Raw genomic sequence first — 17,006 nt, forward strand, 5'->3', positions numbered from 1 at the left:
AAACATCAGAGGTCATCATTGAGCGATTTCTTCTGTCAGTATCTGATAGCGCAAACACCATGCGGCCTGAGGCTGCATGGTGTTTTATCAAGGTTGGATCCGGGACCGTCCTTACTGATCCATGTGGATCACAGTGCGGATACTTTTGCCTTCGTGCATCAGCTCGAATGCTTCATTCACCGCTTCCAGCCCCATGGTGTGCGTAATGAACTCCTGCAAACCAAACTCACCGGCCAGATACTGCTCCACAATGCCCGGTAACTGAGAACGGCCTTTCACGCCACCAAAGGCAGAACCACGCCAGACGCGGCCGGTCACCAGCTGGAACGGACGGGTCGAAATTTCCTGCCCGGCACCCGCAACACCGATGATCACCGACTCACCCCAGCCTTTATGACAGCATTCCAGCGCCTGACGCATCACGTTGACGTTACCGATACATTCAAATGAGTAATCGACACCGCCGTCGGTCATTTCAACAATCACCTCCTGAATCGGCTTATCAAAGTGCTGCGGATTAATCACATCCGTCGCACCCAGTTGCTGCGCCAGTTCAAATTTACTTTCATTGATATCAATACCAATAATCCGGCTGGCACCTGCCATGCGCGCACCAATGATGGCCGACAGACCGATGCCGCCCAGACCAAAAATCGCCACGGTGTCACCAGCTTTCACTTTGGCCGTGTTGAGCACGGCACCCATACCGGTTGTGACGCCGCACCCCAGCAGACAGACTTCTTCCAGCGGCGCAGCTTTATTGACTTTCGCCAGCGAAATTTCAGGCAACACCGTATATTCAGAGAACGTCGAGCAGCCCATATAGTGATAAATCGGCTCGCCATTGATCGAGAAACGCGTGGTGCCGTCCGGCATCAGGCCTTTGCCCTGCGTTTCCCGCACTGCCTGACACAGGTTGGTTTTGCCGGAAGTACAGAACTTACATTCCCCGCACTCCGCCGTGTAAAGCGGGATCACGTGATCACCGACTTCAACACTGGTGACGCCCTCACCCACCATTTCAACAATACCGCCGCCTTCGTGGCCCAGAATCGCCGGGAAAATCCCTTCCGGATCAGCGCCTGACAGCGTAAAAGCATCGGTATGGCACACACCGGTCGCGACGATTCGCACCAGCACCTCGCCCGCTTTCGGCAGTTGTACGTCCACTTCTTCCATTTTCAGCGGTTCACCGGCAGCCCAGGCAACAGCAGCTTTGGATTTAATTGAAGTCTGTCCGGGTTTCAATGCCAGTTTCAAATCGTGGGTCATAGTGTTTCCCTTATTGTTGAATAAGTTACATTAAGTTCATGGTCGATGGCTGAAGTATATCCCTTTCGATTCCGTAGATAATCTCACTTTCAGGTAAATCATTTTTACGGATATGTAATAATTGAATTCCATCGAAACCAGTCAACCCAACCACAGGAACGCATCATGGCAAACTGGGAAGGCGTCAGTGAATTTGTCGCCGTCGCTGAATCAAGCAGCTTCACGCTGGCGGCGCAAAAACTTTCCACCTCGGTGGCTCAGGTGAGCCGGCGAGTGTCGGCATTAGAAGAGCGTCTGGCGGTGAAACTGCTCAACCGTACCACCCGAAAAGTCACCCTCACCGAAGCCGGAATGCTGTATTTCCAGCAATGCAAACATCTGGTGGAAGGGCTGGAACAGGCAGAGCTGACCGTCACGCAAATGCAGACCACCCCCAAAGGATTGGTACGTGTCACCGCCCCGGTGACCTACGGCGAAATGCACCTCGCCCCGTTGATCAATCAGTTTCTGGAGCAATATCCTCAGGTTGATGTGGAGCTGATGCTGACCAATCAGAAGCTGGATCTGCTCGAATCCGGGGTCGATCTGGCCATACGTCTGGGACGGCTGGAAGACTCCAGCCTGATTGCCCGCCGCTTATCAACCCGTCAGTCCTACGTCTGTGCCAGCCCGGCTTATCTGAAACGATATGGCGAACCACACACCCTGTCGGAACTGAGCAAACATCAGTGTCTGGTCGGCACCATTGATGTCTGGCGGTTCAAAGACAACCATCAGTCCAAATCCATGCGCATTTCCGGCCGGCTCAGATGCAACAGCGGTTTTGCCCTGCGCGACGCTGCCAGACGCGGACTGGGGTTAGTCCAGCTCCCGGATTATTACATCCAGCAGGATCTGGAATCCGGCGAGCTGATCGAAGTGCTTCCCCAGTACCGCGACGACATCGAAGGCATCTGGGCGCTGTTTCCGTCCAGCGTGCGGCTGTCTCCCAAAGTGCGATTGCTGGTGGAATTTTTGGCGGAAGGGCTGAGTAAAGCGTAAAACAGCAACATCTGGCTGGCGCTGAATGTCACTCCATGATTGATGTACACCCGTCATTCCTGCGAACGCATTTGACGGGTGAGATTGTGTATTCAGCTCTGCACCGATGACAGTAAACCAGCGTCTGAATCCCGTTACTGATCAGTCGCAGTTTTTCGCGGTATTTTCTGTAGTGCTTCAATGGTGTCTTTTGAGGCGGTCAGCCAGATTTGAACAGGAAACGATTCAAGTACAGTCACATCTTTCACCTGACCCGTTTTTTCAAATTCCCGGACTTGTTTCAGAACGGGATCATTAGCTTCTGCACTTCCCCGGATCATCACCCGTTCCCATGAATCACTGGCTGAACACGCCTGCATCGTTATTAAAAGTGCAATCGCGATCATATTTCTCATCATATCGTCCACTCTCGATATAAAGCCCAACAAAGTTGGGCTTATCAAAGTCAGTCCAATCGGTTGAACTAAGGGAACTGAGTAATCCAGCCCCGAATTGTATTAAAGATCGTACTGTTCATCCGGGTACCACAGTTTTGCGTTGTAGATCCTGTCGTATGAATCCCTCTGACATAGTAATTACTGTCTTTAATACCACTGCCGCTTTGTCCGCCGGAAGTATCCAGGGTGTAACAGATTCGTCTGTCCGAGATCGCATAGGTTGAACCGCTGTCTGTCCACATGGTTCCTGCGGGTTTATCACCGGGATAACCGGTCACACTATGTGTTCCGCCTGAATATACCCCCCAGCCAGAATTACCGCCATGAGGAGCGCTATTCAGGACAATCACTGCGTAATCATAGTTGGTATCACCGTTATTATGCCAACCTGACGTGGTGACCGAATTTTTCCAGGTTGCGGTTCCCCATGGCTTATAGGAGCCATTTTGAGCCGTGGTAAAATTCAGGGATTTATACCAACTCCCGGCACCATTCGAAACACAATGACCTGCTGTTAAAACGTGATTTTTGGTGATTAATGTCCCCGTACAACCGACATCAATCCGGCCATTAAAATAATGTGGGTTCACAACAGTGTTCGTGATTCGTACCCGGTTATCCGCGCCTATCACTCGCGATGATGACATTGAATCATCCTCTGCGGCTGCTTTTGTCGGCGAGTGTGCACCAGCGCTGAAAAAGCTCGAATCCAAACCTTGCGCCTGCATCGTCTGAATGGCCTTTTCTAAAAGCGCTAACGCTTCTTCTGATATCTCGGCTGTGAATTGAGTCCCGTCAGCTGAGACCGCAACCGCACTCATCGCTTCCGCTCTTTCTGCTGCAGTGTATTTTTGCCGCAGCGAATACTCTGACGCAGAAGGAACTTGAACAACATTCTCACCTTCAATGAATGCTGCTTTTTCATCCAATTTTACAAAGTTATTGAGATTGCTTGCATTTGCGGCAGAAATACACAAGCCCGCAATTGCAGCAATTGCTATTTTCCGGTTCATAATTATTGTCCTGATTAGAATAGTGAATTTATTAAATTTCTTTAATAAAGCGAAAAATACAAAGCCAACTGTTTTCGCAGAGGTAACTATAGAACAGGATGAATAGCGCTGATGCGAGATATATTAATTAAGTTCATTTCGTGACAGAGATTATTATTTATCCATATTCATGCAATAAAACAATAATCTATTACTCGAATTAATGACTAATATCTCAGAAATGAGAACAAAAGAGAAGGTAGTAAATCAAATATAGCAAACAATCTAAAAAGTGCATAGCTTTGCGATAGTTAAAAAAACAATATAGTCAGTAAGGACCGGCAGATGGAAAACCACACTTAAGTTTAATCTCAGAATTCCATGAAGATATGAACTTTAGGAATAATTAATAAATAATCGAAACAATAGATTATAAAAAATTAAAAATATTTTTTAAAACATGGATATAAATAAAATTGCTTCAGACGTCACGAAAAACCAATATTGAATGATCATCAGATATCTGGAGGAGTTTTCAGAACAAGGGAAATCCTGGGCACTGAATTTTCTCGTTTGGTATGGTTCGGCTGTATGTCGCGTTTCAGCTTGAGCCTGATCTCGGCTCCAGTTGATGCACGGCAGAGAGGTTTTGCTGGTACAAAGAGTCTGGTTCATCTGTCAGTTCAGTCCAACAAAAGCGGGAACTCTTTGTTTAAGCATGATTGGTATGTCACGCGTCAAATTCGATGCAATGCTCAGCATTGGGGATGCGTGCCAGGCACTCTTTGCTGGCACAAAGAGTGCCCTGAAATGCCTTTTGATTCTTTGGTGCTGCCCGGGACGGTTGTAGGCGCTCCCGGCGCCGACAACCTAAAAATTCATCCATGAATTTTTCCCTAGATTTGGAAAAATTTAGATATTTAAACGCGCATTTGGACATAAACGAGCTAGCTCGGATGCTCTAGAACGTTTCTGTCTGATTAGGAAAAGTATGTTGATGGCTTGATCGTTTGTTAGGCATTTTTCACAGCATCAGCTACTTTTTCTGCTATTTCTCTGACCGTGAACATAGTTGAGTTCAACGCGACCTTATCGACTAAAGATGGGCTTAGCCTCATAATTTCGTCTTTTGTGATATTGTGCCAGATAGGTAATATGACTTTATCACCTTCCATTTCTCTTACTACTAGCCCATTCAGCTCGTATTGAGTCCAGTTTTTTTCGAAAAAAGCTTTAGATAGAATAATTAGACCATACTTTGATTCGGCTAGACCTAGATCAATTGAGCGGCGTAAGCTGTCTCCAATACGCAGTGTATACTCATCGTACCACACGGACACACCCAACTTTATTAACTCGTCGGCTAGCGGTTTAACAAAATCGGCTTTATCTTCTGAAGCGTGGGAAATAAATAACTCAGTCCCTGATTGTGTATCTTCTTTATCAGAAGGAAACTCGATTGTTATATATTTTAACTGGGACAAAATATTCTCCTGATTATCCATTTCTTCATTAATCGCTCGATTTAGAGCCAGTCGTTCTTTTTTCTTAGCTTGACCACCTAACTTAGTTCTTTGCCGCTCATTGACCTTACGAGACTTTTGATCTTGTTTCGCCTTTACTTGCCTTCGTGCTTTTATCACTTGTTTCTCTTTAGCTCGAAGCTGCTGCCTAAGCTTATTGATATTATCTAGTGACGGATCTGCAGACTTTAGTTTTTGAACAATCCAGTTAAACTCGATTTCTTTGTTCAGCAAATTTTTTTCGCACTTTTCGATTTCGGCATCTAATGTGCCAACACCTTTAAACTTTGGATGCTTCATGCAAATCTCCTGATGCCTATGGATGCGCTCTGGGGTTTGACGGAGCGAAGCGTAGGCAAGTCCCTAGCAGCGTTTTGTTATGTTCGACTGCAAAGTCAGAACGGAATGTCATCATCAAACTCTGATTCTGTTTTTGGAAGTGCCTTTTGCGGCAATGGCAGGCCGTTCGCTATGTAAAGGTTTAGTATATCTTCGCGATCCATGAAGAGTATCTGGCTTCGCTTGGACGCGTCTAATTTACCGCCAAGCCAATTTCTCGCCTGCTTGGTAATTTCCCCTCCAGCAACTATAAATGCGTGGTCAACCAGAACACGTCTACTTGTTTCAGGGTCGAAGATTTCATGGCCGAGCATCATCAAAACCTGATTGTAGATCTCCGACACGTTGGCGTTTGTTGCCTTACTTACTCCAGATGCATCCAGCTTTCCCTTTTTAACCTGTATACCAAAGTAAAGAACATGCTGTGTGGGAAGGACAAAACGCATCCAAATATCTTTACCATATTCCAAGGCCTTGTCCTTATGCCCCGCAGACGTTATGCGGTGGTAACCCAACTGTCTAAATAGAGGAAGAAGAACGTCTTCAATTAGTTCGTCTTCAGAGCATTTATCCAAGTAACCAATTAGCTGGTCTCTCTTTTCAATTTCTTTCGGAGTAAATGGTCGATGAGGATTTGCAGCAAGGGAAATTGTTTTGGTGCCTATGTGGCGAATATAAAGAAGTTCATCTTCTCCATAGAATGCTTCGTATCCCTCCCGTGCCAAAGGCTTGTTTAACTCTTCCAATGCCTGAAAGCGATCAGGATCATTTGGTTCGGCGTCGGATTTATGCATTAACACTCGAAGGACATGAACAAATCGTTCAGGAAGGACGTGGGCAGCGGGTTGCGGCTCTTGAAGTAATTCCTCCAAGCGCTCTGAAGTCCAATGCCAACGCGTTGATCCATCATGGACGAAATCAAGATCACATTCTTCGAAAAACTGAGTGATGTAGCGGCTTGAACGGTACGGGAAGAATTCTTTGTCCCCAACCACCAACTCCGCAATTGCGCGCAGATTTCTACTCTTGAATTTCATTCCTTCCCTTTAAACTTAAAAACCGCATTGTTTGATTTTTTACGAATGATCACCTGAGAACATAACAGTTATTAGACAGACAACTTCTATCAGAACTTGCCCATATAAAATACCTTGCGTAATCCTTGTAACTCTTCATTCATTCCGACCAAGTTTGACACAACCTAGCTTCATCGAAGTAGGTCATTTGACTAGGCAAATCAAACAATACAGACATTTTCTGCCCAACACGCCATAGTAAACTAGGCACATAGTTAACCATTAGCTGAAGTAGGTCAACTCATGACAACAGTGTCGAGTCAAGATTGTAGAGCTAAGCAACTTTGGGGCAATAGTGAGTTAGAAGTTAAAACAACCCCACAACCCAAGAAAAAATTCAGGACGAATTATTAACTTGTCGGGATCGCCTACAATCGGCCCGGGCTATACCTGAGAAACAAAAGGCATTTCTGGGTATGAGTTGGGCCAGCAAAGCCTGCCTGGCGCGCATGCACAAATGCTGAAATTGCTTACGAATCAAAGTGCGACATACGCTCCAAACAATCTCAAACCCTCCAGAAGCTATTGATAAAAAACACTTTTCAAAAATCATTCATGACACAAATATGAATATTGATTTATATCGATCCGACTGAAATAATCTGCGTCCTCTTGAGGACAACAGAAAATGTCCTGAGAACGGTCTCTCAGGAGTTTCTCTATTCACCCGTAAAAGGAATTGCCCGTGTCATCTGTTGCAGAAGAAGCAGAAATCAGCCCATCGATAACGCTGTTCAGCGGTCTCGGTTTTCATGCCCGCGTTGCCAGTCAGGTTGTACAGCCGAAGTCAGCACAAGAATTACAGCAGTGTATTGCGCAGGCTTACCAGAACAAGCAACCGGTATACCCCATCGGGAAAGGGAACAACTGGGGGTATGGCTGTAAAACCCCGCCGCAAGATGGCTGTACGCTGCTTGATTTGAGTGCGATGAATCAGATTCTGAGTTTTGATGAGGAACTAGGCGTCATTGAAATTGAGCCCGGAGTGACGCAGGGTCAGGTTGCCCGCTATCTTGAAAACACGCCGTGGATGCTCGACTGTACGGGTGCCGGGCCGGATACCAGCATCATGGGCAATGTGCTTGAGCGGGGCTTCGGTCATGGTCCAGTGGGTAACCGCAGTCAGCACTTTACAATCAGCGAACTGATTCTGGCGGACGGTGAAGTGATCCGACTGAGCCAAAGTTCGCGTTACTGCGGGCGTGCGGGGCTTTCGGCGAACCTCCATGAGCTGTTTACCCAGAATAATATTGCAGTCATCAGTAAGATGACCTTTGAGCTGATGCGTAAACCAGAATGTAGTTTACGGTGTCTGGTCCGTCTGAAATCGCCCGAACATCTGCCGGATTACATCGACATCATGCGCCGCCTCAAGTCTGAAGGCACCATTGACGGCCTCCCTCATCTGGGAAATACCTACCGCATGCTGACTATGATGGAACGCTTTAATTTCGAACGGTGGGATCCCGCCAAAGGTGCAAATGAAGCCGACATCGCGCGACTCTGTCAGCAGTATCAGCTGACGCCCTGGTCGGGTGCGTTTGTGATTACCGGCGCCACAGCGATTGCCAAAGCCAAAGCAGCACGGGTGAAAAAACTGCTCAGCCCGATTGCGCAGGTTAATATTGTCAGCCTGAAAAAGCTCAAGCAGCTGAATCAGATGGCCCAAAAGATCAGTCCGGTTTTCGGACGTATCGCGATTTACCGTCGCTTTCAAAACAGCCTCAGCGATTTCACCGAAATGATGGATATGCTGGAAGGTAATCCGAAAGATATGGCGCTGAAAGGCTGTTACTGGCGTTACCGGAAAGACATCCCGGCCAGAATGAATCCAGTGGAAGACGGATGCGGATTTTTCTGGGTCGCGCCAGCGCTGCCTTTAATTGGCACTGAAGTTGAGCAATGCATGCAACTCTCTCAGAAAGCCTTCGATGCAGCAGGTTTCGAGTTTGGTGTTACGCTCACGGCCGTCAACGCTCATCTGTGTCAGGCGATTATCAGTATTTACTATGACACCAGCAACAAAGATGAAGTCGAGCGGGCTACGGCCCTTGCAAGGGATCTCCGTGCGTTATACCGCGCCCACAGCTGGCCTTGCTACCGCCGTGCGGTCGATGAAATGCCATTCGACGGCGAGCAGGAATTGGAACAGGACGCCCTGAAGCTCCGCCAGCGCATCAAAACCGCATTCGATCCGGATGACATTGTCTCGCCCGGTCGCTACCAACAGAACATCTCTTCCCACTTATCCATGGAGCAACAAGGATGACCCTCCGGTGCAAACGTCTTTCTACCCAGCAGGATTTGCTTGAGTTTGCCGAACATTACCACGCCATTTCCGGCAACAGTAATACGGTTGAGTACCTCAGACACCGCTCGTGCGTGAAAGCTTTTTACGATTCAGAAGGAAAAATGTGTGCAGGCTTCACCGTGAACAGCCGTACGCCCCTGACCTATCTTTCAGATTTGCCGCCTCAGATGGGAGAGCACCCGCTGCAGCTCGCCACCGGAAATATCGTGGAAGGGGGCGGACTCTGGGTAATGCCCGATCTGAATGATTTTGAGCGAGGCTATGTCTTCATCTATGCCTGCTGGGAAGCCTACCGGATGAAAAAGCGCTATTTCATGAGCGGGGCACGCAACCCGAAAGTCGCCGCCCGGCAGAAATTCGTTTATCCGCATGTCCTGTATGAAGGACCGACCGAGAAGTTCGATTACGCCTGTATCCTTTACTGCAAGCGCCAGTACATCCTGATCCAGATTGGCCTGTTTGTTTCTCGCTACTGGATCACACAGCCGCTGAAGAAATTATTCCGTGGGTTGACGCAGCTCAGAACCTGACCATGGTTTCGCTCCCCCCTTTGCCAGCCACAAAAGCAAAGGGGGTTATCAACGCCCTGCCGGTGCCCGGCTAGCTCACTTTAAATCGGCTGACTTTCAAGGCCAGCTCTTCCTGCTTGGCCAGCAATGCATTGATCGTACTTTCACTCTGATGAATATTCTGATGCGTACTGTCACATAGTTCCTGAAGATTCGAGACGCTGGACACCACATCATTTGCAACCCGCTCCTGCTCAGAAATTGCTGAGACCGTTTGCTGATTCATCTCGGTGAGCCGGTTGATTTCCAGTGCAACGCGGTGGAGCGATTCCTCAGCCAGCTCTGCAATATTGGTTGTCTGGCTGCCTTTCGTCATCCCTTCATTCATCACACGCACCGAATCATCAGCGCTTTGACGCAGTTTCAGCATACTTTCCTGAATCATACTGGTGCTGTCCTGTGTCCGGATCGCCAGGGACCGAACTTCGTCGGCCACGACGGCAAATCCACGGCCCTGATCACCGGCTCTGGCCGCTTCAATCGCTGCGTTCAGCGCCAGCAAGTTTGTTTGTTCCGCGATGCCGTTGATGTCATCCAGAATCGGTTCGATATTCGTGACATGATTTTTGAGGGCATTGATCGTTTCCGTTCCCCGGGCGACTTCCGTGACCAGTTCGCTGACCGCGACTGACGCTTCGCGGACACTATTGAGGGTGTTCTGGGTATCGTTGTCGATTGATGCAACAGACTGATCCACATCCCGGGCACTGCTGGCGACTTGTGTGGAGTTATTGGCCATTTCTTCTGTCGCCGACGCAATCGCCTTCACTTCAATCGTCTGCTCCTTCACCGAGTCCGTCGTCAGATGAAACGTGTGGGAAAGATCGGCCGCAGCCCCGCGCACCGTCTCAATCGACTGATTGATTTCATCGACAAGCACCTGAACTTTGGCAATGAATTTATCAACGGAACTGCCGAGCTGACCAAATTCATCCTGTGACGCGATGCCGACGCGGCGCGTCAAATCTCCGTTGCCGTCCGAGATATCGTTCATTCTTTCAATTAAACGCTCAACCGGAGACAAAATCTGTCTGCATAAAATCCAGCCCAGAATGATGACCATCCCCAAGGCACCGACGATGACGGCTTTGAATACAGAAGCTGCGACAGCACTCTCTTTCAAAGTCTCAACCGCCTGCTGCTCCACCATACTATCGGCATAGGCTTCCATTTCAGAAATAAAACTCAAAAACGCTTGAGAGGTCGTGTTGTACTCCGCAAACCGCGCCCGGTATTGCCGGTAAGCTTCAATGACGTCTGTGGTCGCCTGTTCATGCTGGCTGTTTAACTGCTGAAAAACCTCGGTATAGGTTCGCTCTCCCCAATCGCCCCCCACGGCCACATCAAACAGTCCCGTCGAAAACATGGCTGCATTCGCTTCTTTCTGGAATTGAGCCGCCTGTTCTATCTTTGCCTGTTGCGTCTGGTCATCCTCGCCATCCAGCAGACGCTGAGTCTGATAGAGTTTCCAGAGCAATCCGATATTGGATTCCATCGCACCATCAGCGGCATGCCAGCGCGTCTGAACATCCTCACGCCAGGTCAGCAATTTGTCGGGTTCTTGCTCCAGTGCTTCAACCGCATGATCCCCAAGTGCTTCATATTTTTCACCAAAATCCACCAGCCGTGTTGTTGCCTGATCATAGGCCTTTTTCGCTGCATTATATTGATGAAAAACGTCAATCAACTCGTTCCGTTGCGTCTGATACTGACGATTGAGGCGCGTAAATTGTTGCGCTCGCTGCTCTCCCAGTAATCCCGCCTCAATCATCCGGGAGGAAGCTTCATTCGCCCCTTCAATCGCCTTGTTCAGATCTTTTTCAACCGCAGCAAGGTCGGCGCCAAAAATGAGGTTTTTCACTGCTAACATTTGCGCTTCGATTTCAATCGATGTCTCCATTGCACCATCTGCCGTATTCCATGCAGCACCGATAATGTAATTGAGCGATGACGAACTTGACGAGAGAGCCCTGACCGCAAACAGACTGACAGCGGCCACCACGAATCCGACAAATCCAAAAGTTACAAAAACTTTTGCTTTTACTCTCATAGGAACCAACCCCTTGTCCAAAATGTTGGTGATCACCAAAGAATGCAATACGGAAACAGCAACATACGCAACAGAGTGAGCATGATGACTTAGAGTCTAGCCTAAAAATTTCACCGCGCGTTTCTTCGTCCCGGTTTAAGATTTTTTTGGAAGTGAACACAGAGATGAGGCCGGTAAACGTCTGAAGGAAAATGGATCGCTGTCATTGAGCCATTGAGAACGAATTCAAAACATTGAAATAAAGTGAGTCTCAGGCCCAAAAAATTCAAAGCCGCTGTTTTTTGACAAATCCCACTATTCCCGAAATTTTTCACGCTTATTTGTGTACATGGCTGCATATGGCTTTATGATAGCGCCACCGATTCACTGAAAGTGTTTTCGCTTTCCCCAACACAAACAAAAGGAGGATATTTATGTCGCAGTGGTGTTCAATCAACTCACGCTTATTTGGTATTTATGTCCGCTCAAGAGTTTCAGAGATCGCGCTGCGATAATCTCGACTTGAGCGAAATATTTACGACCGACTTGTAGCGTCAACCCGAGTTTTTTCCCTCATGCTCGAAGAATTATTGTCAGCTTTGACAACGGCCTTTTGCGCCCAAAATTCTTGAGAACATAATGAGTACTTTTTTAACTGCACAATCCCTGACTCTTTCCTATTCCTCCGCGCCACTTTTTAAAGACCTGAGCCTGACCATTCACCGCGGCGATAAAATCGGCCTGATCGGTCATAACGGCTGCGGCAAAAGCTCGCTGTTAAAGCTGCTCGACGGACAACTGGAGGCCAGTCACGGACAGATTGCAAAAGCCAATTCCTGCCTGATGCGCTATGTGGAACAGCACATTCCGCACGCCTTGCAGGCCGCAACGGTGCTCTCCGCGCTGTCAGAGATGCTGACGGAAGATGAGTACTGGCGGGCAGAACTGCTGCTGGATGAACTCGGCTTCAGTCCTTCGGAATGGCACATGCCCGTCGCCCACTGCAGCGGCGGCCAGCAGATGCGATTGCTGCTGGCACGCGCCATCATCCACCAGCCGGATTTACTGTTGCTGGATGAGCCAAGCAACCATCTGGATTTACCTGCCTTACTCTGGCTGGAGCAATTTTTATCCTCCTGGAAAGGCGCGTTCATCCTGGTGTCCCACGATCAAACCTTGCTGGATGCGGTCACCAACACCACCTGGGTCATGCGCGATCAGGCGCTGCATCATTTTGCCTTGCCTTGTTCGCTGGCCCGGGCCGCCCTGAAAGAAAAAGATGAAGCGGACAGGCTGCGGCATCTCAGCGAGCAAAAAGAGATCGACCGGATTGCCAAAAGTGCAAAACGGCTCGCGACCTGGGGCAAGGTTTATGACAACGAAGACCTGGCCCGCAAAGCAAAAACGATGCTGGCGAGAAAGGAGCGCTTAGAGGAGGAACAGACAGAACTGAGTGAAGGCACGCCCTGGACACTCACCCTTCAGGGGGAAGCACTGCCGGCAAACCGGCTGGTTGAAATTACGCCATTTTCGGTCAAATCCCTGGCGGTGAAATCAGCAGCCGAAACCGGGCCGGATCAAGTCACCTTGTTTGAAATCGGCGATATGCGCATCAAAAGTGGTGACCGCATTGCAGTCATTGGCAGCAATGGCTGTGGTAAATCGACCCTGCTCAACCAGCTGTACAACAGCTATCAGGCATCGGAAGACTTACAAAGCACACCACAAGCGGTGACTTTTCACGATCGCTGCCGGTTAGGTTACTACGACCAAACCCAGCAGCAGCTCCGCGATCAGGACACTATCAGTGATGCCTTGTTGTCTTTCGGTTCACTCAGTACAGAACAGTGTAAACGAGCGCTGATCAGTGCCGGTTTTGCGTATGTAAGACACCAGCAAACCGTGGCATCACTCAGTGGCGGTGAACGGGCTCGCCTGCTGTTTGTCGGGCTCACGTTAGCCCGATACCATTTACTGTTTCTGGATGAGCCGACCAACCACCTCGACATGGAAGGCAAAGAAGCGCTGATTGAGACCCTGAATCAGTTTGAAGGTGCAACCTTACTGGTGAGCCACGACCGCAGCCTGATTGAGCAAAGCTGTAACCGGTTCTGGCTGATTCAGCATGGCGTGCTGACGGAATATCTGTCTCCTGAAGCGGTGTATCAGCAACTGTCGTCTCAGCCATCACAGCCTGCTGTTCATGCTGAACCGGGTGAAACCGGTGCGGAACCGTCTGAAACCGGCACAGCAATGAGTGACGAAGAACAGCTGCTGGACCGGCTGATCACACTGGAAACCTTGCTGGAAGAGGATCTGAACCGGCGGCCAAAGCATCAGAAGCCACACCTGCAACAACAGTGGCGGGCTGAAATCGCCCGGCTCAATACCCTGATCTAAAGCACCTTGATCTAAAGCACCTTGATCTAAAAAGATAAGCAGCCCCGGGGCAATTGGAGATTGCCCCGGATTAATGACGAAAACTGGCTTTGACGCCTCACCGATTATTTCTTCCCTACCGGCTATTCCGTACCCATGCTGCTCCGGAGATCAATCATCGACTGCTGGCTGACAATAATGAGGCCTTTCTGAGGACGATTGAGATCAACAACCAGCGTCACCAGGACAGCAAAAGCGAGCACTAAAGGGATCACGGCAATCAGCCTCCGGTTCCCGGTGTAACCAACCTGAGTCCCCAGCGCGATCATGGCAAGGGCGGTGATTGCAGCCAACGCAATCCAGATACTGAGCGGAATCCGGTTCCGCAATGCAGCCGTCACCCTTTTTTCATGCATATCAATCACTTCATTTGTAGCCTGGACCATCAGTGATGTCATGGGGCTTGGATTTTCGATGGCAGCGGAAGAGACCTCTTTCCATAAAAGACGATGGATTTCAGTAGATTTTTCTAAGGCCAGGTTGATGTCACTGCCTTGGACGGCATTGAGGCGAATATCGACATATTCTCTTAAGAGCCGTCTCACCGCTGTGGCAGATTTTTCATCCAGCAAATCGGCTCTTAAATAGGCGGTACCAATAATATTGGCTTCTTCGAGCACATTATTCCGTCTGAGCTCGTGCTGAGAAGATGCAATCGAAAAGGTAAAGGCAAGCACAAAAGCCAGCATGCCCAGTAACCCGCCCACCATTGATCCCAGTGTACTGGGGGCAGCCTTGTCCTTCCGCATATGGGCGTGGTAGCCAAACTGAAAACCTATTTCGCAGAAAATCAGCATGAACAGCGCAATGCCGATAAAGATCAGAGAGATAGGCAAAGATTCTAAAAAACCGACTTTCATATACCACCCCGGTCACTTCAGCTGTTGAATACCTGACGACCACCGCTCGCGTCCGTCAGCCACTGAGTCAGCCACACTTTTAATTAAGCATATGTCGCAAATGCCATAAAGGAAGCACAGTCACTGAGAACCTGATAAATAGGTGCTGTGAGCGCGGAAACCACAAATAAGGAAAGGTGGACGGGTTGGTGATGCAAAATAAAAAACGGCCCTGAGGACAAAGGGCCGTTTCAATCTTTGATGGTGATGTCTGCTGCTGAACTGACCTGAGGTCTGAATCCTCAGCAGATCCTTACTTCACCATACCTTTGATGTACTCACCCAGTTCGGAGTGATGCATGATCTTCGAGACCGGAATAATCTCTTTCATCGGACCCCAGGCAAAGACGTTCACAGGCGTATGCGTGTGCGTCCCTGTACCCCAAACGGTGTTTTGCGCTGTTGCCTGTTCACGCGCCAGCAAATTTCCGCGATCGTTGTACGGGAAGTAAGCATCAAAATCATTGATTGCCGGGACGTCTTCAACAGACAGGTAACTGTGGTTGTCGTGACGGTATGGATTTGGCTTGGTCGTCAGCACGTCCGCTGCCTGAGCAACTGTGATTGGAAATTCGCTGTTTTCATTGACGATTTCAGCCAGTTTCTCCGGAGTTTGCTGGGCTTTATTCAACCCGTCAAACTCAGCGAACATGGTCGCGTAGCTCATCTTCTGGTTGTACAGACCATCCAGGATTTCGAACTTACCAAAGTTGAAATTCGGAGCATAAGCTTGCTTCTGGAAAGCTTTCCCTGAACGTTTTTCAGGTTGCGGCAACCCTTGTGAAGAATAACTGAAGCCGAATGAGCCGGTTTCATGGTCAGCAGTGACAATGATTAAGGTATCATCACGACCTTTCGCCCACTGATACACAGAATTGACTGCTTCATCGAACTTGATCATTTCATGCAGCATGGTGCCGGCATCATTACTGTGACCCGCCCAGTCAATCTGGCCGCCTTCAACCATCAGGAAAAAGCCGTCTTTATCTTTAGAAAGCAGATTAATTGCTTTCTCTGTCATTTCTTTCAGTGTTGGTTGTGTCCGTTTCGGGTCGTTTTTAGAATTGCTGTAAGCAATCCCATCATTCATGCCTGAATCAGAAAACAAACCCAGCAGCTTATTTCCATGCGCTTCTTCCAGCATGTCTTTATTAAATGCCAGGCTGTAACCATCGCTTTTTGCTTCCGTCAGCAGGTTACGCTCATCTTTACGCTTGGATTTCAGCTTCACGTCGCCATGTGTCAGTGTCTGCAGAGCTTGATACGTCGCACCTTTGTCATTGACTGACTGAGGAATCCAGTGACGCAGACCGCCGGACAGCATCACATCCGCGCCGGTTGCGAGCATGTCGGAAGCAATGTCGTTTTCAAGAGAACGGTGTGGCTGATGAGCCGCGAATGCTGCAGGCGTGGCATGCGTCAGGCGGGTATCTGAAACCAGACCGGTCGCTTTCCCAAGACGCTTCGCTTTTTCAAGCACGGTTTCAACCGTGTTGCCTTGGGCGTCGATACCAATCACTTCTGAAGCGGTATACACCCCGGTCGCCAGCATAGTTGCTGAACAAGCCGAATCGACAACAATGGCTTCGCCCGGATTCGTCATTGAAGCGCCGATGACCCCTTCCTGAGCGAGTTTATACAAGGCCGTGGTTTCACCCTTGTACACTGAATGTGGCGCATTTTTCGCGTAGGTTTCCAGCAAGCCGACTTGCTGTGGTCCCATACCGTCACCAATCATTAAGATGACGTTTTTAATTTCTGCCGATAATGCTGAAAAAGAGATTGTAGAAGTTGCAGCGGCTAAAATAAGAGGTTTGACTATATGTTTCATCTTGGTACCCAAATATAAATGCGGCGCCAGTTAAACAATTTTTTTTGACGTTTTTATTGCAGCAATAAAAAGGTTTTATTGACGCAATCAATCACAATACCCCATTCATCATTGAAACCTGCGAGTATTGATGAACAGAAAAGTAACTGGAAATCGTGTTTACTCAGTCATCACCGGTCAGCTTCTGCCTGGCGTCACTGGCACGTTATTCAGTTCAATTCATATTTCAGCGGCGAGGCATTTGATCC

General features: G+C 48.7%; 12 protein-coding genes. 4 read left to right on the plus strand and 8 right to left on the minus strand.

Going from position 1 to position 17,006, the window contains the following annotated elements; translation table 11 throughout:
• Nucleotides 1-111: 111 nt before the first annotated feature.
• A complete protein-coding gene (locus tag SPK40_RS09585) occupies nt 112-1,272 on the minus strand; it encodes an S-(hydroxymethyl)glutathione dehydrogenase/class III alcohol dehydrogenase (RefSeq protein ID WP_442957561.1) in 1,161 nt (386 codons plus the stop codon).
• A 165-nt stretch (nt 1,273-1,437) separates the two neighbouring features.
• Between SPK40_RS09585 and SPK40_RS09590 the strand changes: the two genes are divergently transcribed.
• A complete protein-coding gene (locus tag SPK40_RS09590; protein ID WP_330960294.1) occupies nt 1,438-2,313 on the plus strand; it encodes a LysR family transcriptional regulator in 876 nt (291 codons plus the stop codon).
• 134 nt (nt 2,314-2,447) lie between these two features.
• Here SPK40_RS09590 and SPK40_RS09595 read toward each other — a convergent pair whose 3' ends face one another.
• The 4 genes from SPK40_RS09595 to SPK40_RS09610 all read right to left on the minus strand — a co-directional run bounded on the left by SPK40_RS09595 (nt 2,448) and on the right by SPK40_RS09610 (nt 6,641).
• On the minus strand, nt 2,448-2,711 hold the full coding sequence (locus SPK40_RS09595) for a hypothetical protein (protein ID WP_330960295.1): 264 nt from the start codon (nt 2,709-2,711) through the stop codon (nt 2,448-2,450).
• A 65-nt stretch (nt 2,712-2,776) separates the two neighbouring features.
• Nucleotides 2,777-3,763 carry a trypsin-like serine peptidase gene (locus SPK40_RS09600; protein ID WP_330960296.1) on the minus strand — a complete coding sequence of 329 codons (987 nt, stop codon included), beginning with the start codon at nt 3,761-3,763 and terminating at the stop codon, nt 2,777-2,779.
• A gap of 992 nt (nt 3,764-4,755) precedes the next feature.
• On the minus strand, nt 4,756-5,565 hold the full coding sequence (locus SPK40_RS09605) for a toll/interleukin-1 receptor domain-containing protein (protein ID WP_330960297.1): 810 nt from the start codon (nt 5,563-5,565) through the stop codon (nt 4,756-4,758).
• A gap of 95 nt (nt 5,566-5,660) precedes the next feature.
• On the minus strand, nt 5,661-6,641 hold the full coding sequence (locus SPK40_RS09610) for a hypothetical protein (protein WP_330960298.1): 981 nt from the start codon (nt 6,639-6,641) through the stop codon (nt 5,661-5,663).
• Between the two features lie 724 nt (nt 6,642-7,365).
• Between SPK40_RS09610 and SPK40_RS09615 the strand changes: the two genes are divergently transcribed.
• Entirely contained in the window at nt 7,366-8,949 is a 1,584-nt protein-coding gene (locus tag SPK40_RS09615) for an FAD-binding oxidoreductase (RefSeq protein WP_330960299.1), read from the plus strand.
• The gene (locus tag SPK40_RS09620) at nt 8,946-9,521 is read left to right on the plus strand and encodes a hypothetical protein (protein ID WP_248141955.1); all 576 of its coding nucleotides are present in this window, start codon (nt 8,946-8,948) and stop codon (nt 9,519-9,521) included. The genes SPK40_RS09615 and SPK40_RS09620 overlap by 4 nt, the downstream gene beginning before the upstream one ends.
• Before the next feature lie 70 nt (nt 9,522-9,591).
• Here the strand turns inward: SPK40_RS09620 and SPK40_RS09625 are convergent, their stop codons facing one another.
• Nucleotides 9,592-11,610, minus strand: a complete 2,019-nt coding sequence (locus SPK40_RS09625) for a methyl-accepting chemotaxis protein (protein WP_330960300.1) — start codon at nt 11,608-11,610, stop codon at nt 9,592-9,594.
• Nucleotides 11,611-12,228: 618 nt separating this feature from the next.
• Between SPK40_RS09625 and SPK40_RS09630 the strand changes: the two genes are divergently transcribed.
• Nucleotides 12,229-13,989: an ABC-F family ATP-binding cassette domain-containing protein gene (locus tag SPK40_RS09630; protein WP_330960301.1), complete on the plus strand. Its 1,761-nt coding sequence runs from the start codon at nt 12,229-12,231 to the stop codon at nt 13,987-13,989.
• Between the two features lie 122 nt (nt 13,990-14,111).
• On the opposite strand, the gene SPK40_RS09635 is transcribed toward SPK40_RS09630, so the two are convergent.
• Together SPK40_RS09635 and SPK40_RS09640 are read right to left on the minus strand one after the other, a co-directional pair.
• On the minus strand, nt 14,112-14,888 hold the full coding sequence (locus SPK40_RS09635) for a bestrophin-like domain (RefSeq protein WP_248141953.1): 777 nt from the start codon (nt 14,886-14,888) through the stop codon (nt 14,112-14,114).
• A gap of 292 nt (nt 14,889-15,180) precedes the next feature.
• Complete coding sequence (locus SPK40_RS09640; RefSeq protein ID WP_330960302.1) at nt 15,181-16,758, minus strand: alkaline phosphatase; 1,578 nt, start codon at nt 16,756-16,758, stop codon at nt 15,181-15,183.
• Between the last annotated feature and the right edge of the window lie 248 nt (nt 16,759-17,006).

This window comes from Photobacterium sp. 53610 (assembly GCF_036409375.1).
In the GTDB taxonomy this organism is placed as follows: Bacteria; Pseudomonadota; Gammaproteobacteria; order Enterobacterales; family Vibrionaceae; genus Photobacterium.